The 22,396-nt window shown below is 40.5% G+C and carries 21 protein-coding genes; 10 read left to right on the forward strand and 11 right to left on the reverse strand.

The genetic code is table 11. The annotated features are described in order from the left end of the window. Window positions 1-53 precede the first annotated feature (53 nt). A complete protein-coding gene (locus ABZB17_RS01990) occupies window positions 54-863 on the reverse strand; it encodes a peptidylprolyl isomerase (RefSeq protein ID WP_372647798.1) in 810 nt (269 codons plus the stop codon). A gap of 3 nt (window positions 864-866) precedes the next feature. Then, the gene (locus ABZB17_RS01995; protein WP_372647800.1) at window positions 867-1,778 is read right to left on the reverse strand and encodes a peptidylprolyl isomerase; all 912 of its coding nucleotides are present in this window, start codon (window positions 1,776-1,778) and stop codon (window positions 867-869) included. Window positions 1,779-1,831: 53 nt separating this feature from the next. Here ABZB17_RS01995 and ABZB17_RS02000 point away from each other — a divergent pair, with 53 nt between their 5' ends. The 4 genes from ABZB17_RS02000 to ABZB17_RS02015 all read left to right on the forward strand — a co-directional run bounded on the left by ABZB17_RS02000 (window position 1,832) and on the right by ABZB17_RS02015 (window position 4,602). Continuing rightward, window positions 1,832-2,734 (forward strand): hypothetical protein, encoded by a 903-nt coding sequence (locus ABZB17_RS02000; RefSeq protein WP_372647801.1) that lies wholly within the window; start codon window positions 1,832-1,834, stop codon window positions 2,732-2,734. Continuing rightward, window positions 2,721-3,260, forward strand: a complete 540-nt coding sequence (locus ABZB17_RS02005; RefSeq protein ID WP_372647803.1) for a GNAT family N-acetyltransferase — start codon at window positions 2,721-2,723, stop codon at window positions 3,258-3,260. The genes ABZB17_RS02000 and ABZB17_RS02005 overlap by 14 nt, the downstream gene beginning before the upstream one ends. 145 nt (window positions 3,261-3,405) lie before the next feature. Next, entirely contained in the window at window positions 3,406-3,672 is a 267-nt protein-coding gene (locus tag ABZB17_RS02010; RefSeq protein WP_372647805.1) for an acyl carrier protein, read from the forward strand. Between the two features lie 114 nt (window positions 3,673-3,786). Continuing rightward, window positions 3,787-4,602, forward strand: a complete 816-nt coding sequence (locus ABZB17_RS02015; RefSeq protein WP_372647807.1) for a mechanosensitive ion channel family protein — start codon at window positions 3,787-3,789, stop codon at window positions 4,600-4,602. A gap of 29 nt (window positions 4,603-4,631) precedes the next feature. Here ABZB17_RS02015 and ABZB17_RS02020 read toward each other — a convergent pair whose 3' ends face one another. From ABZB17_RS02020 to ABZB17_RS02030, 3 genes are all read right to left on the reverse strand, one after another. Beyond that, window positions 4,632-5,600, reverse strand: coding sequence for a DUF4252 domain-containing protein (locus tag ABZB17_RS02020; RefSeq protein ID WP_372647809.1), 969 nt, complete (start codon window positions 5,598-5,600; stop codon window positions 4,632-4,634). Between the two features lie 90 nt (window positions 5,601-5,690). Continuing rightward, window positions 5,691-6,128 (reverse strand): hypothetical protein, encoded by a 438-nt coding sequence (locus ABZB17_RS02025; RefSeq protein ID WP_372647811.1) that lies wholly within the window; start codon window positions 6,126-6,128, stop codon window positions 5,691-5,693. After that, a complete protein-coding gene (locus ABZB17_RS02030; RefSeq protein WP_372647812.1) occupies window positions 6,091-6,624 on the reverse strand; it encodes an RNA polymerase sigma factor in 534 nt (177 codons plus the stop codon). The genes ABZB17_RS02025 and ABZB17_RS02030 overlap by 38 nt, the downstream gene beginning before the upstream one ends. Before the next feature lie 88 nt (window positions 6,625-6,712). Between ABZB17_RS02030 and ABZB17_RS02035 the strand changes: the two genes are divergently transcribed. Next, a complete protein-coding gene (locus tag ABZB17_RS02035) occupies window positions 6,713-7,327 on the forward strand; it encodes a manganese efflux pump MntP family protein (protein WP_372647813.1) in 615 nt (204 codons plus the stop codon). On the opposite strand, the gene ABZB17_RS02040 is transcribed toward ABZB17_RS02035, so the two are convergent. Then, window positions 7,320-7,736 carry a hypothetical protein gene (locus tag ABZB17_RS02040; protein WP_372647815.1) on the reverse strand — a complete coding sequence of 139 codons (417 nt, stop codon included), beginning with the start codon at window positions 7,734-7,736 and terminating at the stop codon, window positions 7,320-7,322. The genes ABZB17_RS02035 and ABZB17_RS02040 overlap by 8 nt on opposite strands. A 98-nt stretch (window positions 7,737-7,834) precedes the next feature. On the opposite strand from ABZB17_RS02040, the gene queD reads away from it, so the two are divergent. Next, on the forward strand, window positions 7,835-8,284 hold the full coding sequence (gene queD, locus ABZB17_RS02045) for a 6-carboxytetrahydropterin synthase QueD (protein ID WP_372647817.1): 450 nt from the start codon (window positions 7,835-7,837) through the stop codon (window positions 8,282-8,284). A gap of 23 nt (window positions 8,285-8,307) precedes the next feature. Next, on the forward strand, window positions 8,308-11,082 hold the full coding sequence (gene polA, locus ABZB17_RS02050; RefSeq protein WP_372647819.1) for a DNA polymerase I: 2,775 nt from the start codon (window positions 8,308-8,310) through the stop codon (window positions 11,080-11,082). Between the two features lie 75 nt (window positions 11,083-11,157). On the opposite strand, the gene ABZB17_RS02055 is transcribed toward polA, so the two are convergent. Then, window positions 11,158-12,102 carry a tRNA dihydrouridine synthase gene (locus ABZB17_RS02055; protein ID WP_372647821.1) on the reverse strand — a complete coding sequence of 315 codons (945 nt, stop codon included), beginning with the start codon at window positions 12,100-12,102 and terminating at the stop codon, window positions 11,158-11,160. A gap of 126 nt (window positions 12,103-12,228) precedes the next feature. Here ABZB17_RS02055 and ABZB17_RS02060 point away from each other — a divergent pair, with 126 nt between their 5' ends. From ABZB17_RS02060 to rnpA, 3 genes are read left to right on the forward strand one after another with little or no spacing between them, the layout of a single operon-like run. After that, window positions 12,229-13,095: a DUF4271 domain-containing protein gene (locus ABZB17_RS02060; protein WP_372647822.1), complete on the forward strand. Its 867-nt coding sequence runs from the start codon at window positions 12,229-12,231 to the stop codon at window positions 13,093-13,095. 37 nt (window positions 13,096-13,132) lie between these two features. Beyond that, window positions 13,133-13,879 (forward strand): uroporphyrinogen-III synthase, encoded by a 747-nt coding sequence (locus ABZB17_RS02065; protein ID WP_045031296.1) that lies wholly within the window; start codon window positions 13,133-13,135, stop codon window positions 13,877-13,879. A 37-nt stretch (window positions 13,880-13,916) separates the two neighbouring features. Then, window positions 13,917-14,366: a ribonuclease P protein component gene (gene rnpA / locus ABZB17_RS02070; protein WP_372647824.1), complete on the forward strand. Its 450-nt coding sequence runs from the start codon at window positions 13,917-13,919 to the stop codon at window positions 14,364-14,366. A gap of 51 nt (window positions 14,367-14,417) precedes the next feature. Here the strand turns inward: rnpA and ABZB17_RS02075 are convergent, their stop codons facing one another. The 4 genes from ABZB17_RS02075 to ABZB17_RS02090 all read right to left on the reverse strand — a co-directional run bounded on the left by ABZB17_RS02075 (window position 14,418) and on the right by ABZB17_RS02090 (window position 21,899). Then, a complete protein-coding gene (locus ABZB17_RS02075) occupies window positions 14,418-15,509 on the reverse strand; it encodes a chorismate mutase (RefSeq protein ID WP_372647826.1) in 1,092 nt (363 codons plus the stop codon). Window positions 15,510-15,511: 2 nt separating this feature from the next. After that, window positions 15,512-16,408: a prephenate dehydrogenase gene (locus ABZB17_RS02080; RefSeq protein ID WP_372647828.1), complete on the reverse strand. Its 897-nt coding sequence runs from the start codon at window positions 16,406-16,408 to the stop codon at window positions 15,512-15,514. Between the two features lie 268 nt (window positions 16,409-16,676). Further along, entirely contained in the window at window positions 16,677-19,181 is a 2,505-nt protein-coding gene (locus ABZB17_RS02085) for a T9SS type A sorting domain-containing protein (protein ID WP_372647830.1), read from the reverse strand. Window positions 19,182-19,451: 270 nt separating this feature from the next. Next, window positions 19,452-21,899, reverse strand: coding sequence for a T9SS type A sorting domain-containing protein (locus ABZB17_RS02090; protein WP_372647832.1), 2,448 nt, complete (start codon window positions 21,897-21,899; stop codon window positions 19,452-19,454). Window positions 21,900-22,396 lie beyond the last annotated feature (497 nt).

A 22,396-nucleotide genomic window follows, 5' to 3' on the forward strand; every position in this document is an offset into this window, starting at 1 on the left:
AACTCAAAAAAACAACTGCCAGTAATATGAAAAGAATTCGTTTTACCATAACACTACTTAATCACATTCACTTTGATTTTCACATCATTATACGGCCGGTTATTGCTATCGGTTTTTAGAGCTGCAATTTTATCAATCACATCAAATCCCGAAATGCATTCGCCAAAAATGGTGTATTTCCCGTCCAGCTCGGGATAACCTCCAACGGTAGTATAAGCTTTGCGCTGCGCTTCAGAAAATTCAAGCGTATTAGGATCAAGATTATAATCCGTTTCAATGTCGTCTTTTATTTCGCCGGCCAATTCCCGAAACTCTTTCACCTTTTTTTCTTCTTTCAACTGTTTCAGCTGCTCCCGGACTTCAGGCGTCATATACCTCTCTACAATTTTCTTCCGGATAGGAACATTCACCGCCATTTCCATGGTGTCCAAAGCACCACTGGTATGCACGCTTCCTTTTACTATAAAAAACTGTGAAATATCCGACTGCTTAAACGGGTTTACCTCATCGGGCTGGCGGGGTGCACAAAGCGATCCCTTTTTATGGAAATAATGCTTCAGAATTTCGTCGTCAACGGTTTTGTCCGGATCGCCATAACCAATGCGTTTTCCTGGGGGTACATTTCTCGAGCTTTTTGAACCTCCCTGAATCAGAAAATCTTCGATAACACGGTAAAACAAAGTGCCATCGTAATAACCTTCGTTGGCCAGTTCGATAAATGCCTTTTGGTGTTTCGGCGTGTCGTCGTAAAGCCGGAAACGCATATCGCCGTAATTGGTCGAAATCTCTACAACACGCGACTGAGCAAAAGATGAAACACCTAATAAACAAACAAATACAATTAACAATCCGGTTCTAAACATAAACTACTTTGTGCTTTTTATTTCCATTTTTATATCCGTATTCGGCCGGTCGTACTGATCCGTTTCAACGGCCGCAATCTTATCCAAAACATCCAATCCCTCAACAACCTCGCCAAAAACAGTGTAATCTCCATCTAACGATGGATAGCCGCCAATGGTAGTGTAGGCCTCACGTTGCTCGTCGGTAAACGAAAATTTTGGTTGCTCAGTCCAGGCACTATCGGCAGCTGCACGCAGTTCAGCAATAAAAATATTAAAACCATCCTGATCGTTATTTTTTCGGTATTCGTCTAACTTCGGTTTTTCTTCGGCAAATTTTTCCTGCATAAATTCATTCTTGGCGCGGCTGTTCAGCATCATTTCCATGGTGTCGAGTTTCCCGGGTGTAAAAACTTCGCCATGCACAATGTAGAACTGTGAGCCGCTCGATCGTTTTTCAGGATTCGACGGGCCGCCACGGCGCGCTGCTGCCAAAACTCCTTTTTTATGAAAATGCTGCGGTAGAATTTCTGCCGGAATGGTATATCCCGGATTTCCGCCTCCCAAACGTTTGCCGGGCGCTGCATCTTTCGAATCCGGATCGCCTCCCTGTATCATAAAATTTTCCATAACGCGATGAAACAGCAATCCATCGTAATAACCTTCGTCAATCAGTTTTAGAAAATTCTGTTTGTGCTCCGGTGTATCGTCGTACAATTTCAATTTTATTTCGCCAAAATCTGTTGAAATAACAACCAGGTTATGTTCGTTGCTCTGTTTGGCATTGCTACACGAAATTCCTGCGCCTACAAAAGCAATTAATATTAAAACAATTAATTTCATTCGTTTACTATTGTCAATTCTCAATGGTAACTCAGGGAACTCGCTTATAATCCTCTTCCATTGTGTAAAATTCTTACATGCTCGTTTCTTCATTCCTATATAATTTTCTTATTTTAACATTACAAAATTCCCGTAAAGATAAAAAGATGATAAACATTCACTCCTGCCTTCTTTTAATGTTCGTGTTTTTTTCCTGTTCAAGCCCCCGGAAGAAGACAGACAACCCAATTGTACTATTGCAGGCCGAAAAATATATTCCTGATGTTGCAGATAAATTAAACGAGATTTCGGGACTGATGATTTTCAACGATCATTTTTGGGGATTTAACGACAGCGGTGGCAAAAACGAGCTGTATGGTTTTAATAAATCGGGGAAAATAAAGTACGAAATTGAGCTCGACAACGCCAAAAACAGGGACTGGGAATCGATAACACAAACCGATGAAAAGATTTTTATCGGTGATTTTGGGAACAACCTGGGCAACCGCAACAATCTGCTCATTTACAAAATTGATAAAAAGGACATTTCGGACAATGAAGAGCAAAAAGTTGATGTGAAAGAAATTAATTTCAAATATGCCCAACAAAATCGCTTCTCGTTTTTAGATAAAACTACCCCATACGATTGCGAGGCGATGGTGGCTTTTAAGAGCAAACTCTACCTTTTTAGCAAAAACTGGCGCGACGGAACTACCTGGCAGTACGAACTGCCCACAAAAAAGGGCGAATACGAAATAACCCCTACCGATACGTTTACTATAAAATGCCTGGTAACCGGAGCCGATATTAGCCCCGATAATAAAACACTGGCGCTGGTAGGCTACGTAAACTACAAGTCTTATATCTGGCTGTTTTCCGACTTTCCGGGAGACCAATTTTTTGAAGGAAAAAGCCGACATATAAAACTGGAAGGAATTGATGGTGCCCAAACCGAAGGAATCTGTTTTTTAAACAACGACAGCATTTTGGTATCGTGCGAAAAAACAAGAAGTCACAATCAGCAGGTTTTTCTGTTCGATTTAAATAAACTCAACGATGGAACACATTAGGGTAAACCATAAAATCAGGCTCGAACTGATTAATTCGTCGATGGCAGAAATTGTTTTTCAAGCCATTGACCGCGATCGCGAATACCTGAAAAAATGGCTCCCGTTTGTGCAGCACACCAGCAAAATTGAAGACACGCAGGCATTTATTGACAGCATCTCCCGAAGCAGCAATAAAAGCGACCTGATTTTCACCATTTGGTACAATGAAGAATTTGCCGGATTGATAGGTTTTAAAGACACGGATTGGGTAAACCGCAAAACCGAAATCGGCTATTGGCTGGCCGAAGAAATGCAGGGAAAAGGAATTATTACGGCCTGTGTTGAAAAACTTGTCCGTTTTGCCTTTCAGAAACAAAAAATGAATCGCATACAGATTAAAGTGGCGGAAGAAAATTTACAGAGTGAGAAAATTCCACAAAAACTTGGATTCGTCTACGAAGGCACTGAACGCCAGGGCGAACACCACAACACCGGCTATGTAAATCTTAAAATTTACAGCAAACTCAAACACGAAATTGCAGATTAGTTGCAACTTTCACCCAATTTTCATGTCGGTATTAATGTAAAACAATGGTTATGATGCAGATTGTTAGCCATAAAGTATAACGAACTCGTTGATAATTTATATATTTGACCCGTAAATTCATTTGTTCGAATTTTAAACAATAACAATGGAGACAGAAACAGTTACAGAAAAGTCGCTACGAAGAAACCTCTACCGGGTGTTGCGTAAAACGGGTGTTACCAGAGATAACATCTGTTTAACCGCCTCGTTTTATGAGGATCTGAATTTCGACAACATTGATTGGACAATTTTTATTCACTATTTAGAACGCATCTTCAACATACGAATAAATGATGACGAGCTAAATAGTTTCTCGAATGTAAACGATACGCTCCTGTACTTACGTGGAGCATTGGTTTTTTCGAGAAATTAGACATTGGAAACAGAAATGAAAGAAAAAGGGATTCAATAAATTTGAGTCCCTTTTTTATTTGAACTTTTCAGATGAAATTTGTATCTTACATACAAATTTAAATGACCAAACAAAATGGAAGAAGTAAACAATTTATCAGAACAAATTTACGATTTAGTAATGTTCTATGGCCCCAAACTAATCGGTGCAATCGTTACACTTATTGTTGGTTTATGGATTATCTCTATTCTTAGAAGAGCGATTCGTAGTCGTTTTGAAAAACAAAATGTAGATCCCTCACTTCGGGGCTTTCTAAACAGCCTGGTCGGGATTGGCTTAAAAGCTATGCTTTGGATCGCTGTTATTGGAATGATGGGCGTTCAGATGACCTCTTTTATTGCAATTCTTGGTGCTGCCGGTTTGGCCATCGGTATGGCTTTTTCGGGCACTTTATCAAATTTCGCAGGAGGGGTAATGATCCTCATTTTCAAACCTTTTAAAGTTGGAAACTATATTAGTGCCCAGGGACATTCAGGAACTGTGAGCGAGATCCAGATCTTTAACACAATACTTAAAACACCTGACAACAAAACGATTATCATACCAAACGGCGGATTATCTACCGGATCTATGATCAATTTCTCGACCGAAGCCAAACGTCGTGTTGACTTTACTTTTGGTATTGCTTACGGCGATGATGTAGATAAAGCGAAAGAAGTTTTAATGAAACTGATAAAAGCTGACGAAAGAATTATAAATGATCCGGCCGAACCTTTTATTGCAGTTAGCGAACTGGCCGACAGCTCGGTAAATTTAGTGGTTCGTGTGTGGGCTGAAGCCGCCAATTACTGGGGCATTTATTTCGATCTTCAAGAGAAAGTTTACAAAACATTCGATAAGGAAGGTCTCAATATTCCTTTCCCGCAAATGGATGTACACGTACAGAAATAAAAAATTATATACAGAAAAGAAAAAGGCGCTTATTCGAGCGCCTTTTTTGTTTTTATCTTAATTACTGTTATTCCGTCTTCATTTGTTTTCTCGATTTGTTCAACCTCATTATTTTTCAATAATTCCTTCACCTTGTCGCTTTTTACTTTTTTACCATCGATGTAATAAACCGTACTGGTGTCACCCGGTGTGGTTAAGAAGATTGGTTGCCGGCCGTATTTTTCTGCCATTTCCCTTTGCTTCTCTGCCATTTCCCTTTGCTTCTCGAATTGCATTTGCGCCTGCTGCTCAATTTTGGCTATTTGCTCTTCAGACAGGCTTGCTTTTTCGGCCATCTCACGTGCCCGGGCTTCAATTTCGGCCAGTCGGGCCTCATCAAATTCAAAACCAGGAAAGTTTCCAGGTCCTGCAAAATAACCTGGCGACGAATTATCAATTTTATACAGATTCTCTAATCCGCGCAGGTTTAAAGCTTTATTCAGGTCGGCCACTGTTGACAGGTCAATATCGCCATCCAGTTCAACCAAACTGGTAGACCGACTTGAGTTGGTAATTAAAGCAAGTGCCGTTACTAATCCATCATTTCGTTGAAGATAAACTTTTACTTCTTCGCCCATGCGCTTTTCAGTTTTCAATAGCGAATAACCATTTTGTTTGTAATGTTTTATTATATCCTCAAATAATTCAGGCTCTCCTGATTTTTCCTTTTTTGCAGGCTTATCGCCATCAAAAAAAGCAGCTTCTGCCGATCCAAATCTATTTTGGCTGATCACTAAAATATTATCCAGACTTTCCAGCGCTTCTGCCAGTTCCGAGTCTTCATCTATATTTTTCTTTTTCAGGTACAGATCGAACATATCTCTGCTTAACATGCTGGCGCTAAAACCATCCTGGTTGGCATATTTTTCTGTTAACTGCTCAAACAGGCTCTGAAACTGCTGTGCCAATACCGGAAAACAAATTCCAATCATTAACACAAATACTACTAATTTTTTCATATTCCTTTCTTTTTTAATTGATTCTTTTTCCTTTTAAACTCACTCTTCTGTTTTGGGATTCGCATTTAAATAACCACTAAAAAATCGCTGTCAGTTTATAATAATTTCCACATCATCATCTACCCAAAGAACAAGCATATCGTCAGGTTCCGGTTCGGGCTGCAAACTTTCCGACACCTGGAACAAGGCTTGTTCCATTACAAAAAACTGGTCCTCCAACTGTGTCTGCTTTTTATTTCTTACATCAAGAAAAACAGTTAATACAATCAGCACTACGGCAGCGGCTGAAACAACCGAGTAAAGTCGCATTCGAATGCTTTTCTTCTTAACTGTCTGCTTTTCGATTCCGGCAAAAAGATCGTCCTCCAATCCTTCCGGAACCTTAGCTTCTTTTTCATAAAAAGAAAAAATATCCTTCTCCGCACTTTTTGTTTTACTTTCTGAAACGGCGGTTTTCAGCTCTTTTTCCTCCTCCAGTGAAGTTTCGCCTTTATAATATTTGTCGAGCATATTTTCCTGATGTGTCATAATCGTAAATTTTTTCAACCTCTTCTTTTACTTTTTGCCTGGCCCGCGAGAGAATCACCCGCAGGTTGGCCACTTCATAACCGGTTATTTCTTTGATCTCCTCAAACGAAAAGCCATCAATGTCGCGAAACTCAATAACCGTTCTGTATTTCTCAGGCAAATCTTTAATCACCTGTTTTACCTTTTCGTATCGTTCAATTGTGTCAGAATCTGTTCCATCGGCTTCCATATTCAAAATCAGGTATTCATGCTTCTCCTCAATCGCCTGCGGCTTATTCTTTTTCAGCAGATCAAAACTGTAATTTCGCGCCATGGTTACGATGTAAGCCGACTGGTTAGTGCACTTTACCAGCTCATCCTTCCGGTTCCATAACCTGAGCATCAATTCCTGCAAGGCATCGCGTGTTTCTTCCTCATTTCTGAGAATCCGAAACAACATCGGGTACAGCTTTACGGAATATGGAATCACCGTATTTTTAAACTCTTCAGTGGTCATCTGTTATATTGGACGAGTGGCTTTCAGTTTTATAACAAACATTTTCAAAAAAAAATAGTCGAATAATTTTCATGCTTAAATTCAAAGTATGCAGAAAACTAATTTTATTATTTTTGCGGCACCAATGACTACAGCAAAATTCATAACCTTTTTACTTCTCGGTATTGGCTTGAGTTTCGATTCCTTTGCAGTTTCTGTGTCGTGTGGTTTGATGAAACGAGAGATCAAATTTAAACAGGCGACATTGGTTGCTGCGTCACTGGCATTTTTTCAGGCAAGTTTTCCGGTTATTGGCTGGCTGATTGGCGAAGCACTTAAAGACCTGATCGCGTCGGTAGATCATTGGATCGCTTTTGGATTGCTGGCATTAATTGGTGGAAAAATGATTGTGGAAGGTATAAAAGAAGATGGCACTCTTAAGAACTTCGATCCCTTTAAAATCAGCGTATTAATTGGTCTTTCGATAGCCACCAGTATTGATGCACTGGTTGTCGGGCTAAGTTTTGGGTTTCTTGAAATCCCTATTCTTTTTCCGGTTTTGGTTATTGGTTCGGTAACTTTTATTGCAGCCATGTTGGGCATGTTATTCGGGAAAAACATCTCGGCCAGAAGAAGCCATCAATCGCTTATTATTGGCGGAATAATTTTAATTGCCATTGGCCTGAAGATATTGGCAGAACACCTTTTTATGCAGGCTACCTGAGAATTTTCATTTTAATCCGATAATCTTCAACTTTCGTATCCGCATTAATATCCGGGTAAGGAGTTACATCAATTAATTCGAAAGTATAATCACCCGATGTTGCCGTGCGTTGATCATGCGTACTCAACTCCAGCGTATCAATTTCCGGGCTGGATATCGCAATCTCAACACGAGCTTCTCCTGCCCAAATACAAACTACTCCTGTTGGGCAGCGCGAATCGGAAATAGCAGAGATTTCAAAAACAAGCGATTCACTGAAATCTGAATAAAATTCATGAACCCGGAATTGTTTCTCTTCTCCCAAATCGAAGACGTTTGATTCCTCATCATCTGTGCACGAAAAAACCGCAAACAGCACCACAAATAGTATGAAAATCTTTTTCAAAATATCCATTCTGTTTCTTTTCATATAGATGATTTCAAGGATAAAAAAGTTGCGTAATTTTAAATGTTCATCCAATTCGTCGGATAAAAACCGTAATTTCACGACTTTAAATTTATACATGAATGGCGAAGATAAGAGTTACCAAGAAGTTCCATTTTGAAATGGGCCACGTACTGCACAATTACGATGGCTTGTGCCGCAATATTCACGGGCATACCTACAACATGGAAGTGACTTTACTTGGTGAAATAAGGGAGGAGAAAGGACACCCGAAAGACGGGATGGTGATTGACTTTGGGAAGCTCAAAAAACTGGTAAAAGATAAGATCGTAAATGTGTACGACCACAGTTTGGTGGTAAGCAGGATTTACGCCGATAAAAACCAGAAGCACCTATTGAAAGCTACCGAGCGACTGATCGTTCACGATTTCCAACCCACATCGGAAAATATGTGTGTATATTTTGCCGGCGTTCTTCAACAAGAACTGCCCGAAGATGTTTCTTTGTATAGTATTCGTCTTTACGAAACGGCAACATCGTATGCCGAATGGTTTGCAGAAGACAATAAATAGTTCGTATCCTGAAAATTAATATTATGGCTGAAAACAAACAGCAAAAACTTTTTCTTTTAGACGCTTTCGCACTGATTTACCGCAGTTATTTCGCATTTATCCGCAATCCAAGGTTTAACTCAAAAGGTGTAAATACCTCGGCAATGCTGGGGGTTACCAACACCATTGTGCAGTTAATGGAAAAAGAAGATCCGGAGTATCTCGCTGTGGTTTTTGATGTGTCGGCGCCAACTTTCAGGCACGAAATGTTTAAGGAATACAAGGCCAACCGCGACGAAATGCCGGAAGACCTGCGTAAATCGATTCCATACATTCGTAAAATTATTGAGGCTTTTAACATCCCCATTATTGAAAAAGCAGGTTACGAAGCCGACGATGTTATCGGAACACTGGCAAAAAAAGCAGAAAAAGAAGGTTTCACCACTTATATGATGACGCCTGATAAAGATTATGCACAGCTGGTTTCGGATAAGGTTTTTATGTATAAACCCGGGAAAGGCGGTGGCGATGTTGAGATTTGGGGATTGCCGGAAGTACAGGAAAACTTTGGTATTGAAACTGCCGACCAGGTAATTGACATTCTTGGATTGATGGGCGACTCGGCAGATAATATCCCCGGATGCCCCGGCATTGGACCAAAAACAGCACAAAAATTGATTGCCGATTACGGAAGCATTGAAGAACTGTACAAAAACACCGATAGGCTAAAAGGCAAACAAAAAGAACGTATTATTGAAAACGAAGAGCAGGTGCGCCTATCAAAAGTGCTGGCAACCATTGTTACCGATGCGCCGGTAGAATTTGATCTTAAGCAGCTGCAGAAAGACGAGCTCAACAAAGAGGAACTGGTAAAACTGTTTAACGAACTGGAATTTAAAACACTGATTTCGCGCTTAAACCTGAGCAGTGCCCCTGCCCAACCGGCCATGCAGGGAACACTTTTTGGTGCTCCTGAGGAAGTTGTAACCGAAGTTCCTTCCACAAAAGAAAATATCGACTCAGTTCCGCACCAGTATTACGTGGTTGAAAACGAACTGCAACGCGCCAGTCTGCGGGCCGAACTTTCGGCGCAAAAGGAATTTTGTTTTGATACCGAAACCACCGGGTTGGATACGCAAACGGCCGAGATCGTTTGTATGTCGTTTGCGTTTAGGGAGCACGAAGCTTATTGTGTTACTATTCCCAACAACCGGGAGGAAGCGCAAAAGGTAATGGATGAGTTCCGCGAAATTTTTGCGGATACGAATATTACCAAAATCGGGCAAAATATTAAATACGACATTCTTATTCTGAAGAATTATAACCTGGAGGTGAAAGGGCCACTTTACGATACTATGCTGGCGCATTACCTCATTCAGCCCGAAATGAAACACAACCTCGACCAGTTGTGTTTACAGTATCTTAACTATGAAAAAGTTCCGACTGAAAACCTGATCGGCAAAAAAGGGAAAAACCAGGTAACCATGCGCTCGGTAACAACCGAAAAGTTACGCGATTATGCCTGCGAAGATGCCGACCTGACGCTGCAATTAAAAAATGCTTTGGACCCGGAACTGGATAAAGCCGGGGTACGCGAACTTTTCGAAACACTTGAAATGCCACTGGTGCCGGTGCTCGCAAAAATGGAAAGTGCGGGTGTAAAATTAAATTCAGACGAGTTAAATAAATCTGCCATCGTTTTACGCCAGCAGATCATTGAACTGGAAAAGGAAATTATAGAACTGGGCGGCGAAGAATTTAACGTTTCGTCGCCCAAACAATTGGGCCCCATTCTTTTTGAGAAGCTAAAAATTGATACCAACGCCAAAAAGACCAAAACTAAACAATACTCAACTTCCGAGGAGGTTTTGATTCGTTTGGTCGACAAACACCCGATCGTTCAGAAAGTATTGGATTTCCGTGGATTGAAAAAGCTGTTATCGACTTACGTTGAGGCTTTACCACAATTGGTAAATCCGAAAACCGGCAAGATTCATACTTCTTACAACCAGGCCATTGCTGCCACCGGACGTTTAAGTTCAGTTAATCCGAACCTGCAGAATATTCCGATCCGCGATGCTGCGGGCCGCGAAATTCGCAAAGCTTTTATTCCGTCGGATGATGAGCATACATTCTTTTCTGCTGACTACTCGCAGATTGAGTTGCGGATTATGGCAGCGCTAAGTGGCGACGAAGAAATGCAGCGCGCTTTTAACGAAGGAAAAGATATTCACTCCATTACCGCGGCAAAAATCTACCAGATTCCGGAAAGCGAAGTTGATTCAGACATGCGTCGTAAAGCTAAAACGGCCAACTTTGGAATTATATACGGTATTTCGGCATTTGGATTGTCGCAGCGTTTAAATATTCCAAGAACTGAAGCGAAGGATTTGATTGATGGCTATTTCGAGAATTTTCCGAAGATTAAAGCTTTTATGGACAAACAAATTCACCTGGCCCGCGAGCAGGGTTTTGTTGAAACCATAAAAGGCCGACGACGCTATTTAAACGATATTAATTCGGCTAATGCAGTAGTTCGCGGTATGGCCGAACGAAATGCAGTGAATGCGCCGATTCAGGGTTCTGCGGCCGATATCATTAAAATTGCGATGATCAATATCCATAACAAAATGGAGGAGCAGAACCTGCAATCGAAGATGATTTTACAGGTGCATGATGAATTGAACTTTGATGTGTACAAACCGGAACTGGAAACGGTACGTTCGTTGGTGAAAACAGAAATGGAGAATGCTGTGGATATTGGCGTTCAGTTAACGGTTGAAAGCAACGCCGCCGATAACTGGCTGGATGCGCATTAGCATTCAGTTTCTGCAACGATTGTTTCGACTACGCTCAACATGACCAAAACTGTCAGACTGAGCGAAGTCGAAGTCTCAGCTATTAATTTCGTTAAATATTGATTTTACAGTCGGATTGTATCTATTGAGGGCTTTTACCTTTTTAATGTGTTTCATCACCTTTTTTTGGTTTGGAAAACAATACGCAAAATAACTCCAGAACTGTTTCATTTTATTCAGTGCATTACCTTCGTTATCCATAATTTCAAGATAATGCTCCAACATGGATTGATGAAATATAGACAACAAATCGGTACGTTCTTTATCCGAAATATCAATACCTTTTATTTCGTGTGGCAACAAGGGATTCATTAAAACTCCGCGTCCCAGCATCCAGGTATTTATGCCCGGAAATTTGTTTTGTTTGTCAATAAAATCCTGTTTCGAAAAGATATCGCCGTTGTAAACCAGTTTGTGTTTTAGATTTTGTGTTGCATAAGAAAATGCGTTTTCATCAATTTCACCCGAATACAACTGTCCGGCCAACCGCGCATGGAGAATTACTTCTTTTAACGGAAACTGGTTCAATACGTTTATAACGTCTTTTATCTCCTCTGGTGATTTAAACCCGGCTCTTAATTTTACAGAGAGTTCTCCTTCTTCCTGGCGGAAAAAATGATCAAGTATTTTATAAATCTTTTCCGGAAAAGGTAAGAGCCCGGAACCTTTTCCCCGGTTGGTGACCATCGGGTACGGACATCCCAGATTTAGGTTAAATTCTGAATAACCTTGCCCGACCAATACATTTTCCAGCAATTCAAACTCAGCGGCATCTTTTGCCAGAATTTGAGGAACGACCCTGCTTTGGGTGTTATTCTCCGGAAGTAGCTCGCGCGTATATTTATTCGGCAACACATTGTTTTTCACCGAAATATAAGGGATAAAATAAGCATCAACAGTCTTGAACACCTGTGCGTACGACGCCCGGTACACATAGTCGGTGAAACCCTGTAAAGGGGCTATGTAAATCTTTGCTTCCATTTTTTGTTTTATGCCTTACAAATTAACAAAAATTACTCCGCTGTTTTTTATAAAAAAGCCCACTTGTTCTTTTGGATGATTAAGTTCTCATCCTAATATTTTGGTATCTTTGCGCCATTCAGAACTATGGGGGCAAATTATACATATTACCAGGATACTACTGCAGCATATAACGCAAGTGCTGAAGTGCCCCAAAACGTTGAAAAAACAAGCACAACGGCACCAGTCAACTACACTCCCAAACGAAAGAAACAAGAAGTGCAGAGCTCTGACTACATGGCTCCACGACAACAGGCAGAAATGCAAAGCACTCAACTTGAACAAAACTCCCTGGTTTTACCCAACCGTGAGCGCCAATATCCGGGGCACGACTGGTTAACCATTATTATTTTTGTTGCCATTGCCCTATTTGCCAGCATCCGGTATTCGTATGCCAAATATATTAAGCAACTTTTTTTATCGCTATTCAACAATGCCACTTCAACGCGTATGCTCAACGATAAGAATTACCCTGTTTTTCATGCGGCATTTCGTCTTGAGGCCATTTTTTATATCATCTTCCCCATTTTTCTTTTTCAGTGTTTAAATTTGTTTAAATACCAAAACACAGCATTAACGCCAGCATTGTTAGCCTTAATTTTCGGGAGTTCTTTACTCTACTTTTTTGGCAAAAAAGTTATCTATTTAACATTAGGATTGATGTTTGAAACGCAAAATGAAACCCGGGAATATCTGTTTAGCTACGATAATTTTAACCGTTCGCTCAGTTTAGTTTTTTTACCGGTGGTAATTTTAATTCAATTTGCGCCGCTTAAAACCCCTGTATTTATAGCTATTTTAGGACTAATTATTCTCCTTCTTTTTAATCTAATATTACTAAGAAGGGGTGCAATAATATTATTGAAAAAACAATTTTCTTTATTTTATCTGTTTTTGTACCTTTGTACCCTTGAAATTTTACCCTTGCTTTTAATTTATAAAGTTGTTGTTTGAATAAGAAGGGGGAAAGTCTCATTAAAAGCATAAAAATTTGAAAGTCAAGAGCATTTTAGTTTCACAACCGGAGCCAAGTACAGCAAAATCACCGTATTTTGAGTTGGCTGAAAAGAATGGCCTGAAAATCGACTTCAGACCCTTCATTCAAGTTGAGGGAGTTCCTGCCAAGGAATTCCGCCAAACACGAACGCAGATACTTGAGCATACTGCGGTAATATTTACCAGCCGTACTGCTATCGACCATTTTTTCAGAATTGCACAGGAATTGCGCATCACAGTGCCTGATTCGATGAAATATTTCTGTATTTCTGAAGCAACTGCTTTCTATCTTCAAAAGTATATTGTGTACCGTAAGCGTAAAATATTTTATGCCGATGGTAGATTCGCCGATTTGGTGAATGTGATGAAAAAACACAAAGATGAAAAATTCCTTGTGCCACTTTCGGATATTCACAAACAGGAAATCCCAACCCTGTTAGACAAAGGCGGCTACACCTATACGAAAGCAATTTTGTACCGCACCGTTAGTGCCGATTTATCGGATTTGGCAGATATAAAATATGATGTGCTTGTATTTTTCAGCCCATCGGGAATCAAGTCGCTGTTCCAGAACTTCCCCGACTTTGAGCAAAATTCAACACGCATAGCATGTTTTGGTCCGTCAACAGCAAAAGCAGTAGAAGAAGCCGGATTAAGACTGGATATTCAGGCTCCGACAGCACAGGCTCCTTCGATGACTATGGCTCTTGAACAATACATCAAGAAGAGCAACAAGAATTAAATAGAAAAATATATACTTTTGAAAGGCCGTCCGTCATATGACGTATGGCCTTTACTTTTTTATGGAAGCAAAAGAAAAAATAGAATCGCCAACATCCTACACACTTAAAAAAGTGGAGCGTTTGTGCAGCAAAAAGGTTATCGATAAACTTTTTGCTGAGGGCGAGTCGTTTTTAGCGTTTCCAATAAAAGTCGTTTACAAGGTAACTAAGCTGCCTCAACCTGTTCCCGTTCAGGCTGGTTTTACGGTAAGTAAAAAAATATTTAAACGAGCTGTAAAACGAAACCGCATTAAACGCCTGATGCGGGAAGCTTACCGTTTGAACAAACAAATGCTTCCGCTGCTTGCAGATGAGCAGCAAATGGCCGTTTTCTTCATTTTTATTGGCAAGGAACTGCCAAAGTTTGTGCAGATTGATAAAGCCATGAAGAAGGCTCTTTACAAGCTGGTCAGTTCGTGTGCTGAAGTAGAAAACAAAAAAGCATAAAAAAGCCCCGAAAAATCTCCCGAGGCTTTCTATCATTTTTCCAATAGAATTTTATTCCTGGTCCATAATTTCGGTTTGCATACGTACCGAATCTTCGTGAATCAACTGAAAAAGTATTTTCACAAAGGTTTCATTTATGTCCATACTTTGTCCAAGCTTTACGCGATTTTCCATCAACTGAGTCCAGCGGTTTATCTGCAGTGCTGTAACGTTATTGTCGCGTTTATACTCGCCAATTTGTTTAACAATCTGCACACGCGAAGCCAGTGTTTCCAATAACTCTGCATCAATTGCATCAATTCGGTTACGCAACACATCCAGTTGATTGTCGAATTCAGGATTGCTCGCATTCTCATAACGAATCACCAATTTATCAAGCATTTTTCCAAGATCGGCAGGAGTAAGTTGCTGACCGGCATCACTCAAAGCACACGACGGATCGCGGTGTGATTCGATCATCAAGCCTTCCATTCCCATATCAAAAGCTTTCTGCGAAATTTCGAAAAGGTATTCGCGTGTTCCGGCAATGTGGCTCGGATCGCAGATTACAGGTAAATTCGGCAGCAATCGCTTTAACTCAATAAAGGTTTTCCAGTTGGGGTAGTTACGGTATTTTGTTTCGCGGAATGGCGTAAAACCACGGTGTATTCCCACGATGTTTTTGACACCTGCCTGGTGGATTCGCTCAACTGCCCCCATCCAAAGTTGCACATCAGGATTCACCGGGTTTTTAATCATTACAACAGTGTCCGTTCCTTTTACTACATCGGCAATTTCCTGCACCACAAATGGGCTGGCAGTAGAACGTGCTCCAATCCACAATACATCAAGTCCGGCTTTTAAAGCCTCTTCGGTGTGTTGTGCGTTGGCTACCTCAGTTCCCACCGGCAAACCGGTTTCTTCTTTTACCTGCTGCAGCCATTTTAAACCGATCGATCCAACGCCTTCGAATGATCCCGGGCGTGTTCTGGGTTTCCAAACCCCACCACGAAAAACAAATACGCGTTTGTCTTTTGCCAGCAAACGGGCGGTTTCCATGGTTTGTTCTTCCGTTTCAAGGCTACATGGCCCTGAAATAAGCAATGGATTGTCGATATTTGGCATCCACGCTTTAATCGGATTAATGTCTAATTTTAAAGTCATGATTATTTCGTATAAAGTTTTGTCAATTTCTCTTCATTCTTCAGAAAATGCGGATTCTTACCTTCAAGAATTCCACGGATTTTATTTGCATTGTTAATCAGATCGAGCATTTTATCATCCTCCTCGTTTTTCATACAATCGCGGAATTCAATAAGATGTTTGATGTACACGTTCAGCGATTCAACAACATATTCGCGATTTTGTTGAAAAATCGGGTGCCACATCGTAGCCGAACTCTTTGCCAAACGAACCGTTGAACGAAATCCTCCACTTGCTAGATCGAAAATGATTTTACGATCCTCTTTTGCCTGAACCGCATTGGCCAGCGCATAGGCGGCTGCGTGGGGCAAATGCGACACAAAAGCGGTGCTGTGGTCCTGTTCATCCGATGTCATATAAGCAATATCCATTCCCAGCACCTGAAACATTTTTTCAATTAAAGCCACATGCTGCGGGCCTGAATCCTCCTGGTCGCACAGAATGGCAATTTTGCCTTTAAACAGGCCTTCCAAAGCTGCTGTTGGTCCTGAGTCCTCCGTTCCCGACATGGGGTGCCCCGGAACAAAGTTTTTACGTCGTTTGTGATTGGCCACCAAATCAACAATCACTTTTTTTGTCGATCCCATATCGGTTACCGTTGTTCCGCTGCTAATGGTATCCAACACTCGTGGCAAAACCTCAAGCTCCTTGTTTACCGGAATGGCAATAATAACCAGGTCGGTATCTCTCACCCCGTCTTCCAGCGTTTCAATCCGGTCGACCAATCCAATTTCCAAGGCTTTGGCAGCATTTTCTTCACTGGCATCAACCCCGATTAATTCGGTGGCAAAGTCCGATTTTCGCAAATCGCGGGCAATCGACCCCCCAATTAATCCAAGTCCTATTACTGTTGTTTTCATTTGTATATTCAGTTTTGTTTAATTCATTTTTATCCAAAAAAAAAGGTCCCGAATTTTTTCGAGACCTTTCTGTAAAATATCTTTAATTTAGACAATACCCTACTTCCTGACCCCGTTTTCAGAACCATAATAAAAATAAAAGTAGAAATAGTTATTGTTAAATTTTGTTGTCATTTCTTTAATTTCTGTCAACAAATATAGAGATATATTTTTGAAATGAAATTTTTATCATGTTTTTACTCCGAATTTTAAAGCTAATATTCGAAATTTAGTTTTTAATTAACTTTTTCGTAAGCACGGTTTGCCCGTTTTGGCTCACTTTTACGAGGAACATTCCATTTCCGTATCGCGAAAAATCAATTTCATGCGAATAGGTGCCAATTACTCCCTGCTCTTGTGTAACATATATTTTTTGCCCCACAGCGTTATAAACATCGATTTGGATTTGCGACTCCTGTTGAACAGCTGAAATTTTTACCGTAACATTATCGGTAAACGGGTTTGGATAAACGAGAATCTCTCCCGGCGATAACAAAGTAATATTGGCCGACACGGGTCGTTGAATCTCCAAATTATCGATTGCCCATCCCCAGCCTGCTGCGAAAGGGTCGGAATATAACCGGAAACGAATAAGAATAGTATCACCGGCCGCACAATAATCGTTATCGGTTAGCGTAATCGTACGGGTTACAAACCATTCAGCCTTTCCCAAGGTTTCTGAATCCTGTTCGCCAGTTGGGATTCCACTATTATAGTTGGTTAGCCATGTATTTTGTGATGAAGAATCATAACCGTCGGCCAGCGGATACCACTTACGACCTAAATCTTTGCTTCCTTCAACAATAACATAGTCGAAAAAATCGCTATCACCATAAGTCGATAGCTGCGCTCCGGGTTCTATAAGAACAACTTCATCGAAAGTCATGATCCCACCTTCTTTTAACACCACAGGCCTTTTCAGAAAAGTAGAAAATTCCAGGTCTTCGTTATCTTTATTTGGAGCCGGATATGGATGTACACTATGCAACGCCCCATCGTTAAAAAACTCGGCCGTATAAATATCAAAGTCAGAAATTACAAAATCAGGGGTCTCCTGATTAAAGTTATTACTGTAATAACTAACCGGCTCAAATATTTCTTCAACTTTAAATGAGAAAGATATCTTTTGTATTTCGGGTAATCTTGCACTATTCGGACTGCTTGCTCCGTCAACAGCATATATTGCATAGGTAATTTCATCTCCGTCTTTCAGAGTGTTCAGATCGAATGGGAAATTGCCAATATACCGATCATCAAAATCTCGTTTTAATGCAAAGGGTTCCTGTGCTTCTCCATTGATAGAATATTGAACGTACGCAGTATCAACACCAAGATTGTCGCTGATATTCGCAGATAGTTGCTGCTCTTCATTTATCAAGAGGAAATAATCAATTTCATCATGAGCAATAACTGGTTTTTCGGTATCGGGACCAACATGCACAGTATAGAATTCAGTTGGCGCCAATGCAGGATCGGTCCTCATACGATTCATGGTATCCTGAACTTCAATATAATAAGAAATTTTATCGGTACCGGCTTCGGGAGTATAAGTTACAGAGTACGTTCCGTCGCCTTCCATATCAATTAATTCAAGAGTGTCGGAATGGGTTACAAATTCGTCTAATGAATAAATGAGTTTCGGCGTGGCGGCTTTTACACCGTAATCACTTTCAAACCACCCGCTGAAAACCAGTGGTTTTATCTCCTCAATATCTTTTACCTGATTGAAACGAATAAATATATTTCGCCAGCCAATATCGTCCATTATTCCACGAGTAAGTGGCCCCGGATCATGAATGGCTTCCGCCATGCCAATCGCATGAGTCATCAATGAATTGTCATTTCCATTCGGATACGTGTTATCATTAAGGTGATATACACTTGAACCATCATCGAAAAATTCGGGAGCATAAAGCTTGGGCTTATTTCCCCTGTTACGCTCCATTGCAATCGGACTATTTGCATACAGATTCCTTGATTGTAGCGCACTCAAAAGTTCGGCACTTTTATTCTCAAAAAATGATGTATTTACAAGTTGTTCGCCATCTGCAGCACCTTGCTCTACCAGCAAATCAAAAGAAGTGGCATCACCAAATTCGTAATAACCATAGGCCCCTTGCGACTCCGCATCATCGACAAAAAAGAATCCGGTGAAACCAAGCCCGTGACCAATTTCGTGCATTACAACAGTAACCAGATCGTAAAGGGTATCCGGACAATTCATATCAGTACCGTAGTACCAATCAACGTTGCTGTTAAAATTGGCGATCATATCGTAACGGCTCTCTCCGTTCATTTCTCTTTTGGCTATTTTTTCGGCTATGGCAACCGGGTAATACCGACCTTTAAAAGGAGCATCTTTGAAATTTTTGTAATAGGTTTCAGGTCCACAACTACCCAGAACATTCGTTTCCAAATTGTTCTTCCAGTTGGCTTGCATCCGAATTGGCATATCCGATTCAATAATCGTTTCCCAAATGCTAACAGCATAGGCGAACGCCACCTGCGCTTCTGGTGTAAACCCGTTATAGTCTACAATTATTTCTGCTTTTGCTGCTCCGGCCGATTTCAGTAGGAATTCCGCAGGCGGCCCAATCCGAGCCCTTTCAACTTCGCCGGAACCGTAACAAACCGGTGGTGGAATTTTTATGCTTTGATTGTAACTCTTCATTTGTGCACCTGAGGATAGCGCTACAAGAATCAACAAACTTAACAATGTATAATACTTGCTCATTTTACTCTTTTAATAACATTTTTAGGGCAGTAAATTTTCACATTTAAAAGAACATGGACAACAAAAAGTTCATATAAGTTGGATGTGATGCAAAAAAAATGCCGGAATTTTCATTCCGGCATTACCTAATTTAAGGTCGTAATACCAATCATCTAATATTCTAACCTTTGCGCTTTTTTCTCTGTTAGTAATTTGTACAACACCACTAAAGACGTTACTAACCCTGCGAATGCAGCAATAAATGCGATCATTAATAAAGTTTCCATAGTTCTAATTTTTTATGATTTTTTGAGTAATAGTATTTAAATAATTATCAGAGATACTTGCCATGTAAACTCCGGGAGCTACATTAGGGAGATCGATTTTAATTTTGCCGGAATACGCTGCATTGTAAAGTGTTTCGCGATGCACTGTTTTTCCGTATAAGTCGGTAATTGTTATTTCTACATCGTCTGCCGTCTTTGAACGGAATCCATCGATATAGATGCTGCTTTTAAACGGATTTGGATAAATGCTTACCTCGTTGGCAGCCAGCTCTTCGTTAACATCGGTAGTAACTTGCTGTATTGACAAATTATCGATTGCCCATCCCCATCCGGTTGTGGCTTTATCTGATGCCAAACGAAAGCGAAAAATTACGGTGTCGCCTGCTTCAAAACCGGTGTTGTCGGTTAAGTTTATGGTTTGTTTCAGGAACATGTTTTCTGCTCCGGCAGCTTGCGACACCGCACTTTTTAACGAACCTGTGAACTGCGAACTCCAAAGATCATCAACACTCGAGTCGTAACCATCTGTTATAGGCAACCAGCTTTTTCCATTGTTTTTACTTGCCTCAACGATTACAAAATCCCAAAACTGATCTTCAGTATAAACAGTTCCTTCTACACCCGGTTCTACTAAAACTACCTCATCAAAACTCATCAGACCATTTTCTTCAAGAACAATCGGATATTTTAACTGGGCGAGCAGGTTATATTTTTGATTATCAGCCTGTGATTCAGGGTATGGATTTATGGTGTGTAGGTTACCACTTGAGAAACCGGCCGGTAAGGTTACTTCAAAATCAGAAATTTCGAAATCGGTATTTGGCGAATCAAAATTATTAAAGTAACCGGCTAAAGCTTCTTTAGTTTCAAATACTGAAACGTTATAATAACCACTGGCTGGCATACGGCGCTGGTTCTCGCGCGAGGTATTGTCGATAGCTACTATGCGGTACTCAACCACATCGTCGCTAAATAATTGTGTTGGAAATTCGAGTTTACCGGCGTAATTATCTGCCCCGGCTTTTGACAAGATGAAGGGCTCTTGATCTTGTCCGTTAATACGGTATTGAACCTCAACTCTGTTTACTCCAACATTATCGCTTGCAACGGCTGCAAAGTTCATTACCGGGCTATCGGCGTTTACAAGTTTCTCAGGGTTATGTTGCAAAACCGGAGGATAATAATCTTCCCCAATGCGGAAACTAAGCTTTTGCTCGGGTGCACGTTCCGGGTAACTGTACACTACATTTCCTGTAGTTTTTGCTTCGTAGTAATAATATATTTTACCTTGTGCATTATTCAGCGGCAAGTCACCTTCAAACTGATTTGTATTACTATTGTAAGTAAGACTTACCGTCTGCGATGTTGCGAAGTTATCGGTTGAGAAATTGATTTTTACAGATGATTGATCAACATCCATTTCGCCTCCAACCTCAACAAAAACCGGAAGTTTTTCACATGGCTCTTCAAAATCTTTAATCTCGTAACCATCAAAACTAACCGACTTCCATCCCATTTGGGCCAGAATATCCATTGTTTTATCACCCGGATAATGAATGGCTTCTCCCCTGCAAATAAAAGGAGTCATCAGCGCGTTGGCATCTCCCTGGCTAAATTCATTCTCGGGGTAATGGTAAATACTTGTTCCAATGTTCCAGCTTTGCGGAGCATATACTTTTACAGATTCGGAATTACCCTGGTTTTTCAACACAAGATTATTCGAAAGCAATTGTTCTGCAAGTGTAGCCGAAGGGCGAGAAAAAAGATTTTCATCAGCAATTTGCTCGTTTAGCTGATTATAAACAAATACATCGTAAATACTTGGAGCATTGGCAGTGTTATCAATAATTCCCTGGTTGTTTTCTACATCGAAAAAACCAACAAATCCCAAACCATGTACCAACTCGTGCAACACCACGGTTACAAAATCGTACTCGTTTGATGGACAATCGCCATTGATACCCAAATACCAGTTGATTGAGCTGTTAAACGCACACTCGATATCAGCTTCCGTTCCGTTCAATTCTTTTTCGGCAAGTTTTTCCGCCAATGCTACCGGGTAATATACATTACTTTGTTGTGCACCTTTAAAATTCCGGTACATACTTCCTGGTGCACTACTCGCCAACACATTATTTCCCACCCCTTTCCAGGTTGCACGTACTTTAACCGGCACGGGCGACGAAATCAGGTTTTCGTAAATTGATACAGCGTATAAAAATGCAGGTTTTGCATTTTCAGGAAAGTTCACAAACTCCACCTGGAAGTCGGAATTTAATACCGATCCGGATTTTAAGTTTGTTTCATGGGGTGCGATAAATGATTTTTTACTGTCTTCAGAAGCAATGTTGATCGGGGCATTGATTTTTTTGATCCTTTCCTGATCGGATTGCTCGGCCCTGGCACAAAAAGCGCCAACTAATACCAGGGCGGTAATAACTAAATGTCTCATTACAATTTAAATTAGGGTTTGTAAAATTGTCATGCCTAAATCTTCTTCGCGCAAAGGTTAATCGGCATGTTTTTAGGAAACTTACATTTTGGTGAACCTATTTCAATTGGGTTTGTTTAGTATTGAAATAGTGGGTTTGTAACACCACCTTGCTTATTCCCTAAGACTTTTTTTCAGTAAACAAAGAACTTAATCTTCTTGGAAAACGACTTCTATATTGTCCTGTCAAATATTCACTATAAAGAACCTGACTTTTAATAGAGTACCCTAATTATTGTTGCTGATTGATTGACCACAGATTGACCAAAATCTTACCGGTGAAAAGCTGATGATTTTATTAAATCCTTAGATCGGGATCCGAAATCGGGATGTTTTGCTGAGAAGATGGGTTTACTTTTCTTAGACCGTTTGTCTATTGTTTGCCCACAAAGTTCTCATACTTTTGTACTCCGCAATTTTCGATCGAAATCTTTTCCCGTACCTTATTGTCTATTAGA

Source organism: Draconibacterium sp., assembly GCF_041583095.1.
Classification (GTDB): Bacteria; Bacteroidota; Bacteroidia; order Bacteroidales; family Prolixibacteraceae; genus Draconibacterium.